General features: G+C 67.1%; 17 protein-coding genes and 1 pseudogene. 6 read left to right on the top strand and 12 right to left on the bottom strand.

From position 1 onward, the window contains the following. Positions 1–31: 31 nt before the first annotated feature. Complete coding sequence (locus tag V3B30_RS06950) at positions 32–388, top strand: GFA family protein (protein ID WP_262084514.1); 357 nt, start codon at positions 32–34, stop codon at positions 386–388. A gap of 32 nt (positions 389–420) precedes the next feature. Then, the gene (locus V3B30_RS06945) at positions 421–1200 is read left to right on the top strand and encodes a DUF4349 domain-containing protein (protein ID WP_262084678.1); all 780 of its coding nucleotides are present in this window, start codon (positions 421–423) and stop codon (positions 1198–1200) included. 31 nt (positions 1201–1231) lie between these two features. Here V3B30_RS06945 and V3B30_RS06940 read toward each other — a convergent pair whose 3' ends face one another. Both V3B30_RS06940 and V3B30_RS06935 read right to left on the bottom strand, forming a co-directional pair. Then, the gene (locus V3B30_RS06940; protein WP_005415831.1) at positions 1232–1525 is read right to left on the bottom strand and encodes a hypothetical protein; all 294 of its coding nucleotides are present in this window, start codon (positions 1523–1525) and stop codon (positions 1232–1234) included. A 68-nt stretch (positions 1526–1593) separates the two neighbouring features. Next, complete coding sequence (locus V3B30_RS06935) at positions 1594–2538, bottom strand: LysR substrate-binding domain-containing protein (RefSeq protein WP_329809642.1); 945 nt, start codon at positions 2536–2538, stop codon at positions 1594–1596. A 114-nt stretch (positions 2539–2652) separates the two neighbouring features. Between V3B30_RS06935 and V3B30_RS06930 the strand changes: the two genes are divergently transcribed. Beyond that, the gene (locus V3B30_RS06930) at positions 2653–3525 is read left to right on the top strand and encodes a DMT family transporter (protein WP_049446277.1); all 873 of its coding nucleotides are present in this window, start codon (positions 2653–2655) and stop codon (positions 3523–3525) included. A 39-nt stretch (positions 3526–3564) separates the two neighbouring features. On the opposite strand, the gene V3B30_RS06925 is transcribed toward V3B30_RS06930, so the two are convergent. Both V3B30_RS06925 and V3B30_RS06920 read right to left on the bottom strand, forming a co-directional pair. Beyond that, complete coding sequence (locus tag V3B30_RS06925) at positions 3565–3813, bottom strand: hypothetical protein (RefSeq protein WP_262084512.1); 249 nt, start codon at positions 3811–3813, stop codon at positions 3565–3567. 285 nt (positions 3814–4098) lie between these two features. Beyond that, a complete protein-coding gene (locus V3B30_RS06920) occupies positions 4099–5001 on the bottom strand; it encodes a peptidylprolyl isomerase (protein WP_262084511.1) in 903 nt (300 codons plus the stop codon). Positions 5002–5138: 137 nt separating this feature from the next. On the opposite strand from V3B30_RS06920, the gene V3B30_RS06915 reads away from it, so the two are divergent. Beyond that, positions 5139–5504: a PadR family transcriptional regulator gene (locus V3B30_RS06915; RefSeq protein WP_014036489.1), complete on the top strand. Its 366-nt coding sequence runs from the start codon at positions 5139–5141 to the stop codon at positions 5502–5504. Continuing rightward, entirely contained in the window at positions 5501–6490 is a 990-nt protein-coding gene (locus V3B30_RS06910) for a sensor domain-containing protein (RefSeq protein ID WP_262084510.1), read from the top strand. Before V3B30_RS06915 ends, V3B30_RS06910 begins: the two co-directional genes overlap by 4 nt. 115 nt (positions 6491–6605) lie before the next feature. Here the strand turns inward: V3B30_RS06910 and phaZ are convergent, their stop codons facing one another. Together phaZ and V3B30_RS06900 are read right to left on the bottom strand one after the other, a co-directional pair. Beyond that, positions 6606–7913, bottom strand: coding sequence for a polyhydroxyalkanoate depolymerase (phaZ, locus tag V3B30_RS06905; protein ID WP_262084509.1), 1308 nt, complete (start codon positions 7911–7913; stop codon positions 6606–6608). 93 nt (positions 7914–8006) lie between these two features. After that, on the bottom strand, positions 8007–8597 hold the full coding sequence (locus V3B30_RS06900; protein WP_100471744.1) for a class I SAM-dependent methyltransferase: 591 nt from the start codon (positions 8595–8597) through the stop codon (positions 8007–8009). 149 nt (positions 8598–8746) lie between these two features. Between V3B30_RS06900 and V3B30_RS06895 the strand changes: the two genes are divergently transcribed. After that, positions 8747–9202 (top strand): CopD family protein, encoded by a 456-nt coding sequence (locus V3B30_RS06895; protein WP_012510503.1) that lies wholly within the window; start codon positions 8747–8749, stop codon positions 9200–9202. 325 nt (positions 9203–9527) lie between these two features. On the opposite strand, the gene V3B30_RS06890 is transcribed toward V3B30_RS06895, so the two are convergent. The 6 genes and pseudogenes from V3B30_RS06890 to lpxA all read right to left on the bottom strand — a co-directional run bounded on the left by V3B30_RS06890 (position 9528) and on the right by lpxA (position 18116). Beyond that, positions 9528–10487: an acetyl-CoA carboxylase carboxyltransferase subunit alpha gene (locus tag V3B30_RS06890; protein ID WP_262084508.1), complete on the bottom strand. Its 960-nt coding sequence runs from the start codon at positions 10485–10487 to the stop codon at positions 9528–9530. 113 nt (positions 10488–10600) lie between these two features. Beyond that, positions 10601–11470 (bottom strand): hypothetical protein, encoded by an 870-nt coding sequence (locus tag V3B30_RS06885; protein ID WP_262084507.1) that lies wholly within the window; start codon positions 11468–11470, stop codon positions 10601–10603. Between the two features lie 64 nt (positions 11471–11534). Beyond that, entirely contained in the window at positions 11535–15125 is a 3591-nt protein-coding gene (gene dnaE / locus V3B30_RS06880; RefSeq protein WP_100471747.1) for a DNA polymerase III subunit alpha, read from the bottom strand. A 275-nt stretch (positions 15126–15400) separates the two neighbouring features. Then, complete coding sequence (locus V3B30_RS06875; protein WP_100471748.1) at positions 15401–16072, bottom strand: ribonuclease HII; 672 nt, start codon at positions 16070–16072, stop codon at positions 15401–15403. Then, positions 16069–17232 (bottom strand): annotated as a pseudogene (gene lpxB, locus V3B30_RS06870) (lipid-A-disaccharide synthase); the annotation flags it as partial. The gene V3B30_RS06875 and the pseudogene lpxB, both read right to left, overlap by 4 nt. 92 nt (positions 17233–17324) lie before the next feature. Next, complete coding sequence (gene lpxA, locus V3B30_RS06865; protein ID WP_197614917.1) at positions 17325–18116, bottom strand: acyl-ACP--UDP-N-acetylglucosamine O-acyltransferase; 792 nt, start codon at positions 18114–18116, stop codon at positions 17325–17327. Between the last annotated feature and the right edge of the window lie 10 nt (positions 18117–18126).

Below are 18126 nucleotides of genomic sequence, written 5' to 3'. Positions count from 1 at the left end.
CAGACAAGGACTCTCCAGCGGAGCGCAGGACATGGAATACCAGGGAAGCTGCCATTGCGGCAGGATCGCATTCACCGTACAGGCCGGGGCGCCGATCAGCGACGTCATCGACTGCAACTGCTCGATGTGCCGCCGCCGCGGCAGCCTGCTGTGGTTCGCGCCGCGTGAGGCGTTCCAGCTGACGACCGATCCGGCGGACGTGGCCACCTATCATTTCAACAAGGCCCACATCGATCATCACCATTGCCGTGAGTGCGGCGTTGCGCCGTACAGCGAAGGGGTGGACCCGCGCACAGGTACGCCGATGGTGGCGGTGAACGTGCGCTGCGTGCCGCAGGTGGATCTGGGCACGTTGGCGGTGATGTCCTATGACGGAGCCGCACTGTGAGGCCGGTGCGTGCGTGGACGCGTGTGGTGACGATGCCGGTACTGCTGCTGGCGCTGGCGGCCTGTGCCAAGCACGGCGATGCGGCGGCCGATGCAGGCGCCACTGCCGCCGAGGCTGCCGTCGCATCACCGGAAGGTGCCTTCCTGGCCTATGAACATGACGTGCAGGTACAGCTGGAGGCGGCGCAGATCGCACCGCGCATCCAGCAGGTGGCACAGGCCTGCCAGAGCGCGAAGTTCGGTGACTGCGCGGTGCTGCAGGTCGACCAGCGCAGTGGCGAGCAGCCCAGCGGCGAGGTCAGGGTACGCATCGCGCCGAAGGGCACCGAGCCGCTGATCGCGATGGCCGGTGAAGGTGGAAAACTGCAGTCGCGCAACACGCGTGCCGAAGATCTCGCGCAAGCCGTGGCCGATACGGCACTGACCAAGGCGCGGCTGGAGAAGGAACATGCGCGGCTGCTGTCCTACCAGGACCGCAAGGACCTGAAGATCGAGGACCTGATGGCGATCACCACGCGCCTGTCGGAGATCGAAGCGGGCGTCGAGCAGGCCAACAAGGATGCCGCCCAGCAGCGCCGGCGCATCGATACCCAGCTGGTGACGATCCACTTCGATACCACGTCCGGCCAGCGCAGCCGCAGCGAGATCGGTGAGGCGCTGAGCGAATCGGGCAGCATCCTCAGCACCAGCATTGCGTTCCTGATCCGCGCTGCGGCCGCGCTGCTGCCGGTGGCGGTGCTGGCCCTGATCGTGGCATGGGGTGCGCGGGCGTGGTGGCGTCGCCGCCGCCGCAAGCTGCCGCCCACCCTCTGAGGCAATGGTTGATGCCGGCAGCCCGCCGGCATCAGCCCTCGTCAGTCTCGTACTCGACGAACACATCCAGCTCCAGCGCCAGCTCCTGCACCGCATCGCGCACCTTCTGCGCGGTGCTTTCATTGCCGACTTCCACTTCCAGTTCGTGGATGCCCGGGCCGATGTCATCGGACAGCCCGGCCGAACTGGAATCGTCGTCGTCCATGTGTGGCATCAGGTCGTCGGTTTCCTCGACATGTTCGATGCCATCCAGGCCGAGCAGCAGATCGCTGATCGCACGGGCGTCGTCTTCGGTTCCGGTGATGCGCAGTCGCAGCATGGCCATGGCATAGGTACGTTGTGGGTTCGCCAGCAGCCTAGCCAGCGTGAAGCAAAGAACGGGTGAGGGCGCAGTCAGCCGTGCGTGGCCGGGCGCCCGAGCAGGCTGTCCGGCAATGCGGGAATCGGCGTGCGTTCGACCTGCGTCTGCTCCAGCAACCAGTCGATGAACAGGCGCGCGGCGTGGCTCGGCGGTTGCCCTTCGGCATGCACCACGTGATACGCATAGCGCGCTTTCAGCGCCGGGCCGGGCAGGCGTACCACCTCGTAGCGCTGCAGGTAGGGCTGGGCGATGTGGGTGCGTGCCAGCACCGCGCCCATGCCGTACACCGCCGCGCGCATCGCATCGGTACTGTCGGCGAAGGTGTGCATCGGCGGCAGCGGCGACGGCGGGCGCACGCCGGCATGACGGAACCAGTCGCGCCAGCCCTGCGGCGACAGATCGGTCAGCAGCGGGAGGTCGGCGATGCGCGCCGGGTCGACCAGCGTTTCCACCCCGGCCAGTGCCGGTGAGGCGACCGGAAACAGGTAGTCATCCATCAGGTGCTGCGCACGCAGGCCCGGCCATTGGCCCAGGCCGTAGCGGATGCCGACCTCCGGCCCGTTATCGTCGTAGCGGTCCAGGCCGCTGCCGGTGTGCAGCTCGATGCGGATGTGCGGATGGGCCTGGGTGAAGCGTGGCAACCGCGGCAGCAGCCAGCAGTACGACAGCGAGCGCAGCGTGGTGATCCGCAACGGCACGCTGTCCGCATCCGGGTGCAGATGGTGGGCGACCGCCGCGACATCGGTGAAGGCTGCACTGGCCGCATCGGCCAGCTGCCGCCCCTCGGCGGTCAGGCGCACGCCGCGGGCATGGCGCAGGAACAGCCGGGTCTCCAACACCTCCTCCAGGCGGCGCACGTGATGGCTGACCGCGCTGGCGGTCAGGTGCAGTTCCTGTGCGGCCTGGGCGAAGTTCTGGTGGCGCGCGGCGACAGCGAACACGGCCAGCGCGGGGAGCAGGGAAGGGCGTAGCTGCATGTCCAGCCTCAAACCATATTTGTGGCTGGCAGCGATACTACGCGCTTGTGCGGCAGGCGTCTGCACCTGATCCTGTCTGCCTTGCGAGGATCAGACGATGGACGGAGGCAGGACATGAATGCGGTCCCACAGGCGGCCGAGCGCGACTGGCGCACACCGCTGGAGTTGACCCTGCTGGGCGCCATCTGGGGCTGCTCGTTCCTGTTCATGCGGGTGGCGGTGCCGTCGTTCGGCCCGTTCGCGCTGGTCGAGGTACGGCTGGTGCTGGGCGCGCTGGTGCTGCTGCCATTCCTGTGGCGCGCTCGCGCGCAGTTCCCACCGCGGCGCTGGCTGTGGCTGGCACCGATCGGCCTGATCAACTCGGCGCTGCCGTTCGTGCTGTTCGCTTATGCGGCGGAGCGGGCCCCTGCTGCGATCGGCGCGATCTGCAATGCGATGACCGTGTTGTTCGCTGCGCTGATCGCATTCCTGTTCTTTGGCGAGAAGATCGGCATGCGCCGCGCTGGCGCGTTGCTGGTCGGCTTTGCCGGCGTGGTCGTGCTGGCCACGGCCAAGGTGTCGGGCCTGAGCATCGGCACCGCGGTGCTGGCCGGTGCGGCGGCCTCGCTGCTGTACGGCCTGGGCGTCAACCTGGTGAAGCGGCACATGACCGGCCTGCCGTCGGCGGCGGCGGCTGCGGCAACGCTGTCGTGTGCCTCGCTGTGGATGCTGCCGATGGCGGTCAGCCATTGGCCGCAGGCGGCGATTCCGGCCAAGGCCTGGGGCGCGGCGATTGCCTTGGGCGTGGCCTGCACCGGGCTGGCGTTCCTGATGTTCTATCGCCTGATCGGGCGTATCGGACCGTCGCGCGCGTCGACGGTGACCTACCTGATTCCGCTGTTCGGTGCGGCGTTTGCGTGGTTGTTCCTGGGTGAGCCGGTGACGCTGCAGATGCTGATTGCCGGTGCGTTGATTCTGGGTAGTGTGGCGGTGAGTCAGAAGGGCTGATGCGTTGGCGTTTTGCGCGTGGCGCGTGCTGAAGGTGCTTCATCGTTCATGGGCGTTACTTTTCTTTGTACGCAAAGAAAAGTAACCAAAAGAAACGTTCCGCCGGTCACGAGCCGATGCGCGTTGCGCATCGGTGCCCTGCGCTCCTCGGCCCGTCGAGGGACGGCGCGGGAACTCGCTGCGCTCAGACACCCGCGCCTCTTCGCCCTCGCCGGACCTGCGGTGCTCGGCTCGCTCAAGGCGGACCCAGATCAAAGGCCACAGCTGCACCCAGTAGATCCACGTCATGCGTGGATGCTTTTGCGGTTGATCTTGACCTTCCAGTCCGCCTTGAGCGAGCCGAGCATCGCAGGGGAATCAGGGGCGAAGAGGCGCCGATGTTTGAGCGCAGCGAGTTCGGCGCCGTCCCCTGATTCACCGAGAAGCGCAGGGGACCGGCGTGCGAAGCACGGCGGCTCGCGACCTGGCGGCGCGTTTCTTTTGGTTACTTTTCTTTTCGCGCGAAAAGAAAAGTGACGCCCATGAACGATGAAGCACCTTCAGCACGCGCCACGCGCAGAACCCGCAACGGCGTTACTTCACCGGCACCGGAACATTGCAAAGATCGATGTGCCCCGCCGGGCGCTTGTAGAAATCATCCACGCGATTGCGCCGCGCCTCCACCGTATCGGCAAAGGTCTTTGAATCGGTGCGCAGCGCCTGGATCGGCGTGCGTTCGGCCGCCGGAATGTCGCTGGCACGGCGGATCGAGACGATCGGCGTGCGCAGCTTCGGGTCGGTATAGAAGCCCATCGGCGCCGGGCCGCGCGGGGTTGTGCTGAGCAGTTCCATGCCCTTCAGCACACGGCCGACCAGGGTGATGTTGCGGTCCAGCTGGCGCGGTGACTGCCCCGTCACCACGTACAGTTCGGCGCCGATGCTGCTGTCTTCCTCGTTGCTGCGGCCCGCGCCCAGCATGCCGTAGCAATGCGCCAGCCAGGCCTTGCCGGCCTGCGGGTCCTGGCCGACCGGGAAGCCGTCGACGAAACCGGTCTGCGCCGCCCAGCCATCGCGATCCGGCAGCACGCTGACCTTCAGGCCAGCGCTGGCGCGCTCGAACTCGGCCGGCAGCTTGCGCGCGGCACTGCCGAACGGCTTGGCCTTGGCCGCATCATCGGCGTCGGCATCGCCAAACTGCACCACGAAGTTGTCCTGCGAACGGTAGATGCTGGTGCCGTCCCAGAAGTGCTCGTGGGCGAAGGTCTGGATGTTGGCGACATGGCGCGGGGCGAACTGCGGCGCCAGCTCGATGATCACCCGCCCGGCCGGCAGGTCCATGTACAGCAGGTTGGCCGGGTCCGGCGTGCGCCAGTCGCTGGCCGCCGACGCATCGAGGATCTGCTGCGGGCTGCGGTAGGGCGTGGCCGCACTGGCCATGGCGGGAAGCAGGCAGGACAGGGCGAGGGCAGTCAGGGCAAGGCGACGACGGTGCGGCATGGGAACCCCCGGAACATGAACGAGGCTTCGATTCTGCGCGAGCCGCCCAGCGACGCCAACTGGCACGATGACTAACGACACATTCGCTATACCGAACTTCGCACTACTGTGGACTTCAACGTAGTGGAGGGCCGGTCATGTCCGAGGACGATGTCCAGCTGAAGAAGTTCCAGAAGGAGCTCAGCGCCGGAACGGTGTCGCTGGCCCTGCTGGCAGTGCTGGCCCGGGCCGGCGAGCCGCTGTACGGGTACCTGATCGCCAAGGAGCTGGAACGGGTGGGCGAGGGCGTGCTGAGCGGCAAGCAGAGCGCGCTGTACCCGGTGCTGCGCAACCTGGAGGGCGCCGGCTTGCTGGAAAGCCACGTAGAGCCGTCCAGCAGCGGGCCGCCGCGACGCTACTACCGCATCAACGAACGTGGCCGCGACGTGCTGGCGCAGTGGCGCCAGGCCTGGCAGGCCACCCGCGATTCCGTCGATTCCGTGTTGGAGGGGGTACCGCAATGAACGTCCCGAACCCGGCAGGCGCAGGCCTGCCCAGCACCATCCCGCAGTACCTGGCGCAGCTGCGTGCGGCGCTGGAAGGTGCCGACCCGGCGATGGTGCAGGACGCGCTGTACGACGCCGAGGAATACCTGCGCTCGGAGCTGGCGGCGCAGCCCGGCCGCAGCGAGGCCGAGGTGATCGCCGACGTTGCCGGCAGCTACGGTGCGCCGGACGAAGTGGCCGAGATCTACCGCGAGACCGAAGTGACGGTGAATCGCGCGCTGCGCGCGCCACGTGCGGATACCACGCCGGTGCTGCGTGCTGCGGCGGAAGCCAGTGGCGTGGAGCCGGCCGCGCCGCCGCCGGCGCCGGTGCAGCGCTCCCTGCTGGCGCGCTTCTTTGGCGTGGTGACCGACCCGCACACCTACGGTGCGCTGTTCTACATGCTGCTGTCGCTGGCCACCGGCATCTTCTTCTTCACCTGGGTGGTGACCGGCCTGTCTTTGTCGCTGGGCCTGTTGATCCTGATCATCGGCATTCCGCTGACCGTGCTGTTCTTCGGCTCGGTGCGCGGGCTGGCGCTGCTGGAAGGGCGGCTGGTGGAAGCGCTGCTGGGCGAGCGCATGCCGCGCCGCCCGCGCTACACCGACCGCAGCCGCACGTGGCTGCAGCGCATCGGCGACATGTTCACCGATGGCCGCACCTGGCTGACCCTGCTGTATTTCGTGCTGATGCTGCCGTTGGGCATCATCTACTTCACCATCGCGGTGACGTTGCTGTCGCTGTCGCTGAGCCTGATCTGGGCGCCGGTCGCAGCGATCTTCAGTGGTGACATTCCGGGCGTGTACGTCGACGGCGTGAACGTGCTGCCGATGGCGGCCTCGCCGCTGGTGGCGATCGTGGTTGCCGCCGTGGGCGCGTTGCTGCTGCTGCTGACGATGCACCTGGCACGCGGCATCGGCAAACTGCACGGGCTGATCGCCAAGAACCTGCTGGTGCGGTTGTAAGCGGTCAGGGGTCGGATCCCTGTTCGCAGAACAGGGCTCTGACCCCGGATCCGATCGTGCTGGGGTCAGAGCCCTTTCCGTTGGAAAGGGATCCGACCCCGGGTCGGACGGGGCATTACCCCGCCTTTCGCCGCAACGGGGTGACGTTGCTCTTCTTCTTCGTGGCCTTCGCCGCCGGTGCTTCGGCATGCGCGGCGAAGAAATCGCGCACCTTGGGATACACCACTTCGCGCCAGCGACGGCCGCTGAAGATGCCGTAGTGGCCGGCGCCTTCGACGATGAAATGCTCGCGCTGGTCAGCCGCGATACCGGTGCACAGCGCCTGCGCGGCTTCGGTCTGGCCGAGGCCGGCGATGTCGTCCAGCTCGCCTTCGATGCTCAGCAGCGCGGTATCGCGGATCGCCGACGGATCGACCTTCTCGCCGTTGACCACCCACTCGCCACGCGGCAGCAGGAAGTCCTGGAACACCACGCGGATGGTATCGAGGTAGTACTTGGCCGGCATGTCCAGCACCGCGTTGTACTCGTCGTAGAAGCGACGGTGCGCGTCGGCGTCTTCCAGGTCGCCCTTGACCAGGTCGGTGTAGAAATCCCAGTGCGAGCTGAAGTGGCGGCTCGGGTTCATCGACAGGAACCCGGCGTGCTGCAGGAAGCCTGGGTACACGCGGCGGCCGACGCCGGGATAGCTGGCCGGCACGGTGTGGATGACGTTGTTCTCGAACCACGACAGCGGGTTCTGCGTAGCCAGGTTGTTCACTGCGGTCGGGCTGCAGCGTGCATCGATCGGGCCACCCATCATCACCAGCGTGCGCGGCGTCGGTTCGCCACGGCTGGCCATCAGCGAAACCGCAGCCAGTACCGGCACGGTCGGCTGGCACACGCTCACCACATGCAGGCGCTCCACACCAAGGTGGCGGATGAACTCCTGGATGTAGGCGATGTAATCGTCCAGGCCGAATTCGCCTTCGCTGGACGGCACCATGCGCGCGTCGACCCAGTCGGTGACGTACACGCGGTGGTCGCGCAGCAGGGTGCGCACGGTATCGCGCAGCAGCGTGGCGTGGTGGCCGGACAGCGGTGCCACCACCAGCACGAACGGCTGGTTGAGCATGGTGTGCAGCTGGTCGGCTTCATTGCTGTGGCGCTTGAAGCGCAGCAGTTTGCAGAACGGCTTGCTCACTTCCTCGTGCACGACGATCGGCACGCGTTCGCCATCGACGTCGATTTCGTTGATGCCCCACTCGGGCTTCTCGTAATCCTTGCCGATGCGATGGAACAGCTCGTTGACCGCGGCCAGGCGATCGGCACCCGGCATCTGCGACCACCAGTGGCCCGGGTTGGCGAAGAACTTGGCGTTGGCCTGGGCCTGGTGCACCCAGGGGGCGAGCAGGTTGCGGGTCAGTTCGTGCAGTTGATAGAGCATGACGACCGAATATGTATGGTCATATGTTGCCGCGCAGCATATCCCATCCAGGCGTCCCGCAGGTTAAGTCGGCTGAAAATAATGAATCCGGATTCACATCCGTTCCAGCGCTGCGGCCTCGCCGGCCAGGGACGGGCCCAGCCACAGGTGCGAACCGACCGACTGCAGGCCCTGTCGGGTCAATTCACGCCGGTACCAGCGGGCCGGGCGGGCCTGGAAACCCTCGTGGTCGCCCTCGAACGCATCCTCGGCGGCGAAGGTCTCCAGGAAGGCCATGCCGCCGGTCAGCTCCGCCACGCCGGCCAGTCCGGCACGCAGCTCGCGATCGGGCACGTAGTGCATTACGTCCGAACACACCAGCAGGTCGACCGGGGCACAGGGCCGCAGCCAGGCGAAATCGCCAAAGCGGGCCAGGTGCAGGTTGCGGGTCCTGCCGTAGCGGCGCACAGCGTACTCGCTGCTGTCGAAGCCCAGGTATTCGACCTTCGGACGCAGCTTCAGCAGCGGTGCGCGCCAAGCGCCTTCACCGCAGCCGATATCCAGCACGCTGCGGATCGGCCGCTCCAGGTAGTACTCGGCACTGGCCACGGCCAACGCGACCTTGCGCGCCAGGCGGGCGCTGCCGCCGATGTCGGCACGGCGGTACCAACGTTGGAAGTAGGCGGCGTCGTAGGTCTTGTCCATGGGGCGGTGCGCGGTCGGGGAAAACGGCGCCTATCGTAAGGTGTTGCGGCGCGCCATGCGTCGATGTGTCGCGGCGCGCGTGCCTGCGGCCACCTTGCCATGGCGTGCGAGAATGGCCGCCAACCTACGCCAGCCGCCGGAGCAAGCGCATGCAGAGCTACTACTGGGTCAAGACCTTCCACATCGTGTTCGTGGTGGCGTGGATGGCCACGGTGTTCTACCTGCCGCGCATCCTGGTGAACCTGGCCGAGACCGCAGGCCAGCCGGCGGTGACCGAGCGCCTGCAGCTGATGGGCCTGCGCCTGTACCGCTTCGGCCACTCGATGTTCGGCCTGGCATTCCTGCTCGGGCTGGTGCTGTGGCTGGGCTACAAGGTCATCCCGGATTTCCCGACCATGGTCGCCGCGGGCGGTGCCGGGTGGTTGCACGCCAAGCTGGGCCTGGTGGTGGTGCTTCTGGCCTACTTCATCTGGATCGGCCGCCTGCTGAAGGGCGTGGCCAAGGGCAGGGCGCTGCCGTCGTCGCGCGCGCTGCGCTGGATCAACGAGATCCCGCTGCTGGCGTTCATCCCGATCGTGTGGCTGGTGTTGGCCAAGCCGTTCTGAGATCCCGCGCGCTCGAACATGTCACTTTCTTGCTCGTGCAAGAAAGTAACCAAAGAACACGCCGCCGAACGCGAGCCGGTGCTGAGCACCGGTTCCCTGCGCTTCTCGGTGAATCAGGGGACGGCGCCGAACTCGCTGCGCTCAGACACCGGCGCCTCTTCGCCCCTGATTCCCCTGCGATGCTCGGCTCACTCATGGCGGACCCGAACGTCAACGGCCGCAGCTGCACCCAGTAGATTCATGCCATGCGTAGATGCTGTGCGAGGCGCAGACAAAAAAAGCCGGGCATCTGCCCGGCTCTTTTTTGTCCGACGTCAGGTAGCGATCAGGCCGCTTCGTACGTGCCGTAGCTGCGCAGGCGGATGTACCGCTGTTCCAGCAGCTGTTCGGTGGACAGCTTTTCCAGCGCGTCCAGTTCGTTCAGCAGCACCGCCTTCAGGCGCTTGGCCATCTGCGTGGGGTTGCGGTGGGCGCCACCGGTGGGCTCGCGCACGACCTTGTCGACCAGGCCCAGGCTCTTCAGGCGTGGCGCGGTCAGGCCCAGCTGCTCGGCGGCATCCTTGGCCTTGCCGGCGTCCTTCCACAGGATCGAGGCGCAGCCTTCCGGGGTGATGGTCGAGTACACCGCGTACTCCAGCATCACGGTGCGGTCGCCCACGCCCAGCGCCAGCGCGCCACCGGAGCCGCCTTCACCGATCACGGTGCAGATGATCGGCACCTTCAGTTCGGCCATCTCGATCAGGTTGCGCGCGATCGCTTCGGACTGGCCGCGCGATTCGGCATCGATGCCCGGCCAGGCGCCGGCGGTGTCGATCAGGGTCAGCACCGGCAGGCCGAAGCGTTCGGCCATCTTCATCAGGCGCAGCGCCTTGCGGTAGCCCTCCGGCTTGGGCATGCCGAAATTGCGCTTGATCTTTTCCTTGGTGTCACGGCCCTTCTGGTGGCCGATCACCATCACCGCGCGGCCATTGATGCGGGCCAGGCCGCCCATGATGGCCTTGTCGTCAGCGAAGGCACGGTCACCGGCCAGCTCCTGGAACTCATCGCAGATGATACGGATGTAGTCGGCGGTGTACGGGCGCGACGGGTGACGGGCCAGCTGCAGCACCTGCCACGAGGTCAGGTTGCGGAAGATCTGCGCGGTGCGCATGCGCAGCTTGTCCTGCAGCGCGTGCACTTCCGCCTCGACATTGACCGCCGGCCCGGCACTGGCGTTGCGCAGTTCCTGGATCTTGGCTTCCAGGTCGGCGATGGGTTGCTCGAAGTCGAGGTAGTTCGGATTCATCGGAAGCCGTCGTGTAAAGAAGAGGGGAATTCTAGCCGAATGCGTGCAAACCACCCGTACGCCTTCGTCTGGAAGGCGACGGTAGCGCAGCCGGGCGGGGGGCGCCAGTCAGCTCAGGGCACCACCAGGGCACTGCGGCCCATCAGCTGGCTGCGCTGGGAAACGAAGTCGTTGTAGGCCTCGTTGGCCTCACGGCCCAGCCCGCTGCCCAGGGTGGCGGTGGCCGAGGTGAAGGCCATCTGCGCGGCGAAGTCCTGCTTGCGCAGGGCCTTCTGTTCATCGGCGGTGGTGGCCTTCAGCCAGCGCGCATACACCTCGCGCAGCCGCGCGGCATGCGCCTCGAAGGCCGGCACCAGCGCCGGCAGGCTGGCCGGGGCCGGTTCCAGGCTGAACACCGGGGCCACGTAGCCGGCCGGCTGCTCGCGCTTGAAGGCGCCGGGCTCGCCCATGCCTTCTTCCACGTAGGCGATGAAATCCGGCGCGGTGAACACCTTGGCCACGATCTGGCCGCCGCTGGAATCGACGTGGGCGACCACCTTTTCCTTCGGGAACGGTTCGCGCACGCCGTAGGTCCAGGTCTTGTCGATGAACAGTTCGTGGCTCTTCTCGAACGGGCCTTCGAAGTCGACGCCGCCCAGCTCGATGCCGGCCTTGCCGGTGCCGAAGTTCTTCAGCTTGCTCTCGTCGGTGACATAGATCTCGCGGGCGATCACGTACTCGCTCAGGGTCGGGTTGATCAGGCCGCCACGACCGTCGACGTAGACGATGAAGCGCACATCGCCGAGCTTGTCGGTGTGCAGGCGATGCTCGCCCACGGCCAGCGAGAGCGGGCGCGAGCCCTGCGCGGCGACCGGCAGGTCCTGGCCATCGATGCTCAGTGCCAGCGGCGTGTCGGTCGGGTTGTCGATCTGGAACTCGACCTTCGAGGGCGAACAGGCGGCCAGGGCCAGCGCGGCAGCGAACGGGAACAGCAGGGTCTTCATCGGCAATCGTCCTTGATACATGGAACGGGAAAGCAGGGGTTTCGGCAAAACCAGGGAGCAGGCCTCAGCTGGCCCATGGCGGGCTGTAGCGCACCTTCAGCGTGCGCACGGCCGGGTCGGCACGCAGCGCCTCCATCAGCTTGGAATCGATGCGCACCGCGCTCTGCCCGGACACATCAAGCATGCCGGCGACGCCACCATGCGGGCCCTTCAGCAGCAGGTCCAGGCGCAGCGGCGTTCGCCCAGGGCGATGGCGGTCGAGCAGGGCATCGATGCGTTCCCAGACCGGGCGCTGCTGGCGCAGGTCCAGGCGCAGCGACAGCCGCGTGGCATAGTTGGCGCAGACTTCGTCGAAATCCCAGCACTGGCGGATGCGCAGCGCGAAGCCGCCGTTGAACTCGTCCTCGCGCAGGCCGCCCTTGACCACCAGGATGCGGTCCTTGGTCATCAGGTGGCCGAACTCGGCCATCGCGTCGGAGAATGCGCTGCACTCGACGCGGCCGCGGCCGTCCTCGAGCTGGATGAAGATCTGGCTCTCACCCTTGCGGCGCACGCCGACCACCTGGCCGGCCAGCACGGTCTGCACTTCCGGGCGCCAGCGCTTCTCGCCGCCACCACCGCCACCACTGTTGGCGCTCCAGATCTTCTCCACCGAACCCAGATCGTTGCCGACCAGGTCGCGTACATCATCGCGCCAGGGATCGAACGGGTGGCCGCTGAGGTAGAAGCCCAGCGTGTCGCGCTCGCCGTTCAGGCGCTGCAGCAGCGGCCATTCCTCGGCTTCGGGCAGGTCCAGCTGGATCGAGGCCGCGCTCGGGTCAGGGCCGCCGAACAGCGAGTTCTGGCCGGAGGCGCGCTCACGCGCCATCTGGTCGGTGGCCTTGATCACCTCCGGCAGCTGCAGCATCAGCGAGGCGCGGTTGCGCCCGAGTTCGTCCAGTGCGCCGCAGTTGATCATCGCTTCCAGCGTGCGGCGGTTGAGCTTGGCCGAACCGACGCGGGTGCAGAAGTCGAGGAGGTCCTTGTACTCGCCGCCCCTCAGGCGCTCGTCCACCACCGCTTCGCAGGCACCCTGGCCGACGCCCTTGATCGCGCCCAGGCCGTACTGGATGGTGTCAGGCGTCACCGCCTCGAACATGAAGGCCGACTGGTTCACCTTCGGCGGCAGCACGGTCAGGCCCAGATTGCGCACCTCGTCGAGGAAGCCGACCACCTTGTCGGTGTTGTCCAGGTCCGAGGACAGCGTGGCTGCCATGAACTCGGCCGGATAGTGGCGCTTCAGCCAAGCGGTCTGGTAGCTGACCAGTGCGTATGCAGCGGCGTGCGACTTGTTGAAACCGTAGCCGGCGAACTTCTCCATCAGGTCGAAGATGGCATCGGCCTTGGCCTCGTCCACGCCGTCCTTGGCTGCGCCTTCGCGGAAGATCTCGCGGTGCTTGGCCATTTCGGCAGGCACCTTCTTGCCCATCGCGCGGCGCAGCAGGTCGGCGCCGCCCAGCGAGTAGCCGCCGACGATCTGCGCCATCTGCATCACCTGCTCCTGGTACACCATGATGCCGTAGGTGTCCTTCAGGATGGCTTCGGTGCGCGGATCGGGATAGATGATTTCTTCCTGGCCGTGCTTACGCGCGTTGAACGAAGGAATCAGGTCCATCGGGCCGGGGCGGTACAGCGACACCAGCGCGATCAGGTCTTCGAAACGATCGGGGCGCGCGTCCTTCAGCAGGCGGCGCATGCCCGAGGATTCGAACTGGAACACCGCGCCGGTGTTGCCGTTGGCGAAGATGTCCTTGTAGGTGGGCGTGTCGTCCAGCGGGATCGCGGCGATGTCCACCGGCGGGATGCCGGCGCGCTCGTGGCGCTTGTTGATCGCCTTCACCGCCCAGTCGATGATGGTCAGCGTGCGCAGGCCCAGGAAGTCGAACTTCACCAGGCCCACTTCTTCCACGTCGTTCTTGTCGAACTGGGTGACCGGGTTCTTGCCGAGGCCGTTCTCGTCGTGTTCGGCGTACAGCGGGCAGAACTCGCTCAGCGGCTCGGGACCGATCACCACGCCACCGGCATGCTTGCCGGCGTTGCGGGTCAGGTCTTCCAGCTGCAGCGCCAGATCGATCAGGTCGCGGACATCGTCCTCGGTCTCGTAGCGCTGGATCAGTTCGGCCGAGGCCATTTCCGAGCTCGGGCCTTCCTTGCCCTTGCCCAGCGCATCCTTCAGGTGGATGCCGAGGATGTTCGGGATCAGCTTGGAGACGCCGTCGACCAGGCCGTACGGGAAACCGAGCACGCGGCCGGAGTCGCGCACCACCGCCTTGGCCGCCATGGTGCCGTAGGTGATGATCTGGCTGACGCGCTCGCGCCCGTACTTTCGCGCGACGTAGTCGATCACTTCGTCGCGGCGGTCCATGCAGAAGTCGATGTCGAAGTCGGGCATCGACACGCGTTCCGGATTCAGGAAGCGCTCGAACAGCAGGTTGTACGGCAGCGGGTCCAGATCGGTGATCTTCAGCGCCCACGCCACCAGCGAACCGGCACCCGAACCACGGCCGGGGCCGATCGGAATGCCCTGGTTCTTGCCCCACTGGATGAAGTCGGCCACGATCAGGAAGTAGCCTGGGAAGCCCATCTTGATGATGGTGTTGAGCTCGAATTCCAGGCGCTCGAAGTACTCCTCACGGGTCTTGCCCGGCGCCAGCGGATTCTTCTGCAGGCGCTCTTCCAGGCCGTCGCGCGACATCTTCTGGATCCAGGTGTCCAGGGTCTCGTCGTCCGGCACCGGGTAGTTGGGCAGGAAGTAGGTGCCCAGCCGCATCTCGATGTTGCAGCGCTCGGCCAGCGCCAGCGTGTTGTCGATTGCATCGGGAATGTCGGCGAACAGCGCGCACATCTCCTCGGCCGACTTCAGGTACTGCTGGTCGCTGTATTCGCGCGGGCGCTTGGGGTCGTCCAGCACGCGGCCGGTGGAAATGCAGACACGCGCTTCGTGCGCGCTGAAATCCGACGGTGACAGGAAGCGCACGTCATTGCTGGCCACCACCGGCAGGCCACGCTGGCCGGCGGCCATCAGCGCGAACTGATTGAAGGTTTCCTCGCCCTCGCGGCCGGTGCGGGTCAGCTCCAGGTGCAGGCCATCGCCGAACACGCGCTGCCAGTCGGCCAGCTGCTGCTCGGCCAGCTCATGCTTGCCGTCCAGCGCCAGGCGCCCGGCCAGGCTCTGCCGGCCGGCCAGCGCGAACAGGTTGGCGTTGCCGGCTTTCAGCCAGTCCGGGTGCACTGCCACGCCGCCCTCCGGGCGATGGCCTTCCATCCAGGCGCGGGTCAGCAGCCGCGACAGGCTCAGGTAGCCCTCGCGATCGCGGCACAGCAGGGTCATCCGCCAGGGATCCTGGCCTTCCTCGGCGATCAGCACGTCAGCGCCGGCGATCGGCTTGATGCCCACGCCTTCGGCGGCCTTGTAGAACTTGACCAGGGCGAACAGGTTGTTGAGGTCGGTCACCGCCAGCGCGGGCAGGCCGAGTTCGACCGAGCGCGACAGCAGGTTGGCCTGCTTGGCCTTCTTCGGGTCCGCCTGGTCGGGCTTGGCCGGCACGCGGATGGTCGAGTCCGCCAGCGAGAACTCGGTGTGGACGTGGAGATGTACGAAGCGGGAGTTGGACATGCCGGACCAGGTTGGAGCGCGCGGGCCCCGGGTGCTGACGGAAGATCGTCGCCGGGGTCGGGATGCGCTGGAGTGCCCGGTCAGGGTAGCGAGGGCAGGGGGAGGCGACAAGCTCTTGACGGCACGCGATATCGCATTCGCGCTATCGCTTCCCACGGTTCGCAGGCGAACCGCGGGCCCTGTCTCAGCACGCTTCCACGCCCCCGCGCCCTTGGCGCGTCCCCTGACTCAGGGGGACTGTTGCCCCGCTGGGTTGCGGCAGCCGTTCAGGCGATTCAGGCCACCGCGATGGCGGGGGCCGCTGCCTGCGCCGCTTCGAGGCATTCACGCACCGGGGCGAAGCTGCGCCGGTGTTCCACGCAGGGGCCATGTTCGCGCAGTGCGGCCAGGTGGGCGGGGGTGCCGTAGCCCTTGTGCTGCTCGAAGCCGTACTGCGGATGGCGGGAGTGGATGTCCAGCATGTAGCGGTCGCGCGAGACCTTGGCCAGGATCGAGGCGGCCATGATCGCCCGGTCGATGCCGTCGCCGCCGACCAGGGCCTGTGCCGGCAGCACCAGACCCTTGGGCACCACGTTGCCATCGATGCGGGCGAAACCGGCCACGTGCGCGACCGCTGCAACGACGTCACGCATGCCCTGCAGGGTGGCCTGGTAGATGTTCAGGCGATCGATCGTGTCCACGTCCACCAGCACCACATGCCAGGCCAGGGCGCGCTCGATGATGCGGTCATGCAACTGCTCGCGGCGGGCCGCCGTCAGCTGCTTGGAGTCATCCAGGCCGTTGATGCGTGGCCGGGACGGGTCGAACACCACCGCCGCGACCGCTACAGGCCCGGCCAGTGGGCCACGCCCGGCCTCGTCGACACCGGCAACCAGGCGTTCCGGCTCGACTACTGCCGTGCCGTCGAACAGGGCCAGGCTGGCCGCTGCGGCGTGGCGGCGGTTCATGCCTGCGCCTGGTCGCGCATCAGCAGCTCGCCAACGGCATCGGCGGCACGCGCCGAGGCGTTGCGGCGCAGGCGCTCGTGCAGGCGCACGTACGTGTCCTGCAGGTCGATCACCCGCTGCGGATGGTCGAACCATTGCTGGATGGCCGCGGCCAGCCTGTCCGGCGTGCAGTCGTGCTGCATCAGCTCCGGCGCCAGGTCCTGGCCGGCCAGGATGTTGGGCAGGGCGAAGCGGTCGACCTTGATCAGGCCAAGCGCCTTGACCAGTCGGTAGGTCAGTTCATTGACGCGGTAACCGACCACCATCGGCCGCTTCACCAGCATGGCTTCCAGGGTCGCAGTGCCGGAGGCCAGCACCACCACGTCGGCGGCGATCATCGCGTTGCGCGCCTGGCCATCAAGCACATGCGAGTAGGCCACCGGCAACGCGGAGCGCGACAGCTGTTCTTCGATCAGCTGCCTGCACGCCGGGTTGGCGGCAGGCACCACCACATGCAGGCCCGGAATGCGTTCGGAAACCTGCCAGGCGGCTTCGAAGAAGGGTTCGCCCAGGCGCGAGATCTCGCCCAGGCGGCTGCCCGGCAACACCGCCAGCACCTTGGCCGAGGCCGGCAGCCCGAGCGCGGCGCGTGCGTCCTCGCGGTTGCCCTGCAGCGGAATGTCATCGGCCATCGGGTGGCCGACGAAGCGCGCGTCGATGCCGTGCCTGGCATAGATCGGCGGTTCCATCGGGAACAGGCACAGCACCAGGTCGGCGCTGCTGCCGATTTTCTCGGCGCGCTTCTCGCGCCAGGCCCAGACCGAAGGGCTGACGTAATGCACGGTGCGCACGCCACGCTGCTTCAGCCAGCGCTCGATGCCCAGGTTGAAGTCGGGCGCATCGATGCCGATGAACACGTCCGGTTGCCATTCCAGGGCGCGCTGGCGGAACGCCGAGCGCAGCTTGAGCAGCCGCGGCAGGTGGCGCAGCACTTCGGTCAGGCCCATCACCGCCAGCTCGCTGGCATCGTGCCAGGTCTGGCAGCCGGCGCTGCGCATGGCATCGCCACCGATGCCGGCGAATTCGGCATTCGGGAAGCGTGCCTTCAGTTCACGCACCAGGCCCGCACCGAGCAGGTCTCCGGAGGCCTCGCCGGCCACCAGTGCGATCCGTAACGGGCGCTCGCTGAGCACCCGCTGCGCGGGAACGCTGCCGGCCATCGAGGCCAGCGGGATCACCGCGGCGCCGGCCGGCGCCTGGCCGGTCGTGCTGCTCATCGCAGCAAAGGCCTCTCGGCGTGCTCGATGAAGTCCAGCATGGCCTTCACGTCATCGCTGTCACGCGCCTGTTCGGTCAGCTGCACCTTGGCTTCGGCCAGCGGCAGGCCCGCCACGTACAGCGTGCGGTAGGCACGCTTGATGGCGGAAATGCGCTCGGCGTCGAAGCCGCGGCGCTTCAGGCCTTCGCTGTTGATGCCACGCGGGCGGCCCAGCGAGTCGGTGCCGACCATGGTGAACGGAGGCACGTCGCCGTTGGTCAGCGCGCCCATGCCGAGGAAGGCATGCGCGCCGATGCGGCAGAACTGGTGGGCACCGGCGAAGCCGCTGATGATCACGTAATCGCCCACGGTCACGTGGCCGGCCAGGGTGGTGTTGTTGGAGAACACGCAGAAGTTGCCGACATGGCAGTCATGCGCCACGTGCGTGTAGGCCAGCATCCAGTTGTCGTCGCCGATGGTGGTGATGCCGCCGCCGCCGCCGGTGCCGCGGTTCAGGGTGACGAATTCACGGAACACGTTGCGGTCGCCGATCACCAGTTCGGTGCGCTCCCCTGCATACTTCTTGTCCTGCGGTTCGCCACCGACCGCGGCGTGGCCGATGAAGCGGTTGTCGCGGCCGATCTTCGTCGGGCCGTGGATGCTGCAATGAGGGCCGACCACCGTGCCAGCACCGATTTCCACATCGGCCCCGATCAGGGTGAACGCGCCCACCTGGACGTCATCGGCCAGGCGCGCGGCCGGATCGATGACGGCGGTGGGGTGGATCCGCGGTGCGTTGTCAGTCATTCCTGCCTCC

It is taken from the genome of Stenotrophomonas sp. SMYL41 (assembly GCF_036319965.1).
In the GTDB taxonomy this organism is placed as follows: Bacteria; Pseudomonadota; Gammaproteobacteria; order Xanthomonadales; family Xanthomonadaceae; genus Stenotrophomonas; species Stenotrophomonas maltophilia_R.
This window is presented reverse-complemented; position numbering and strand designations above follow the sequence as displayed.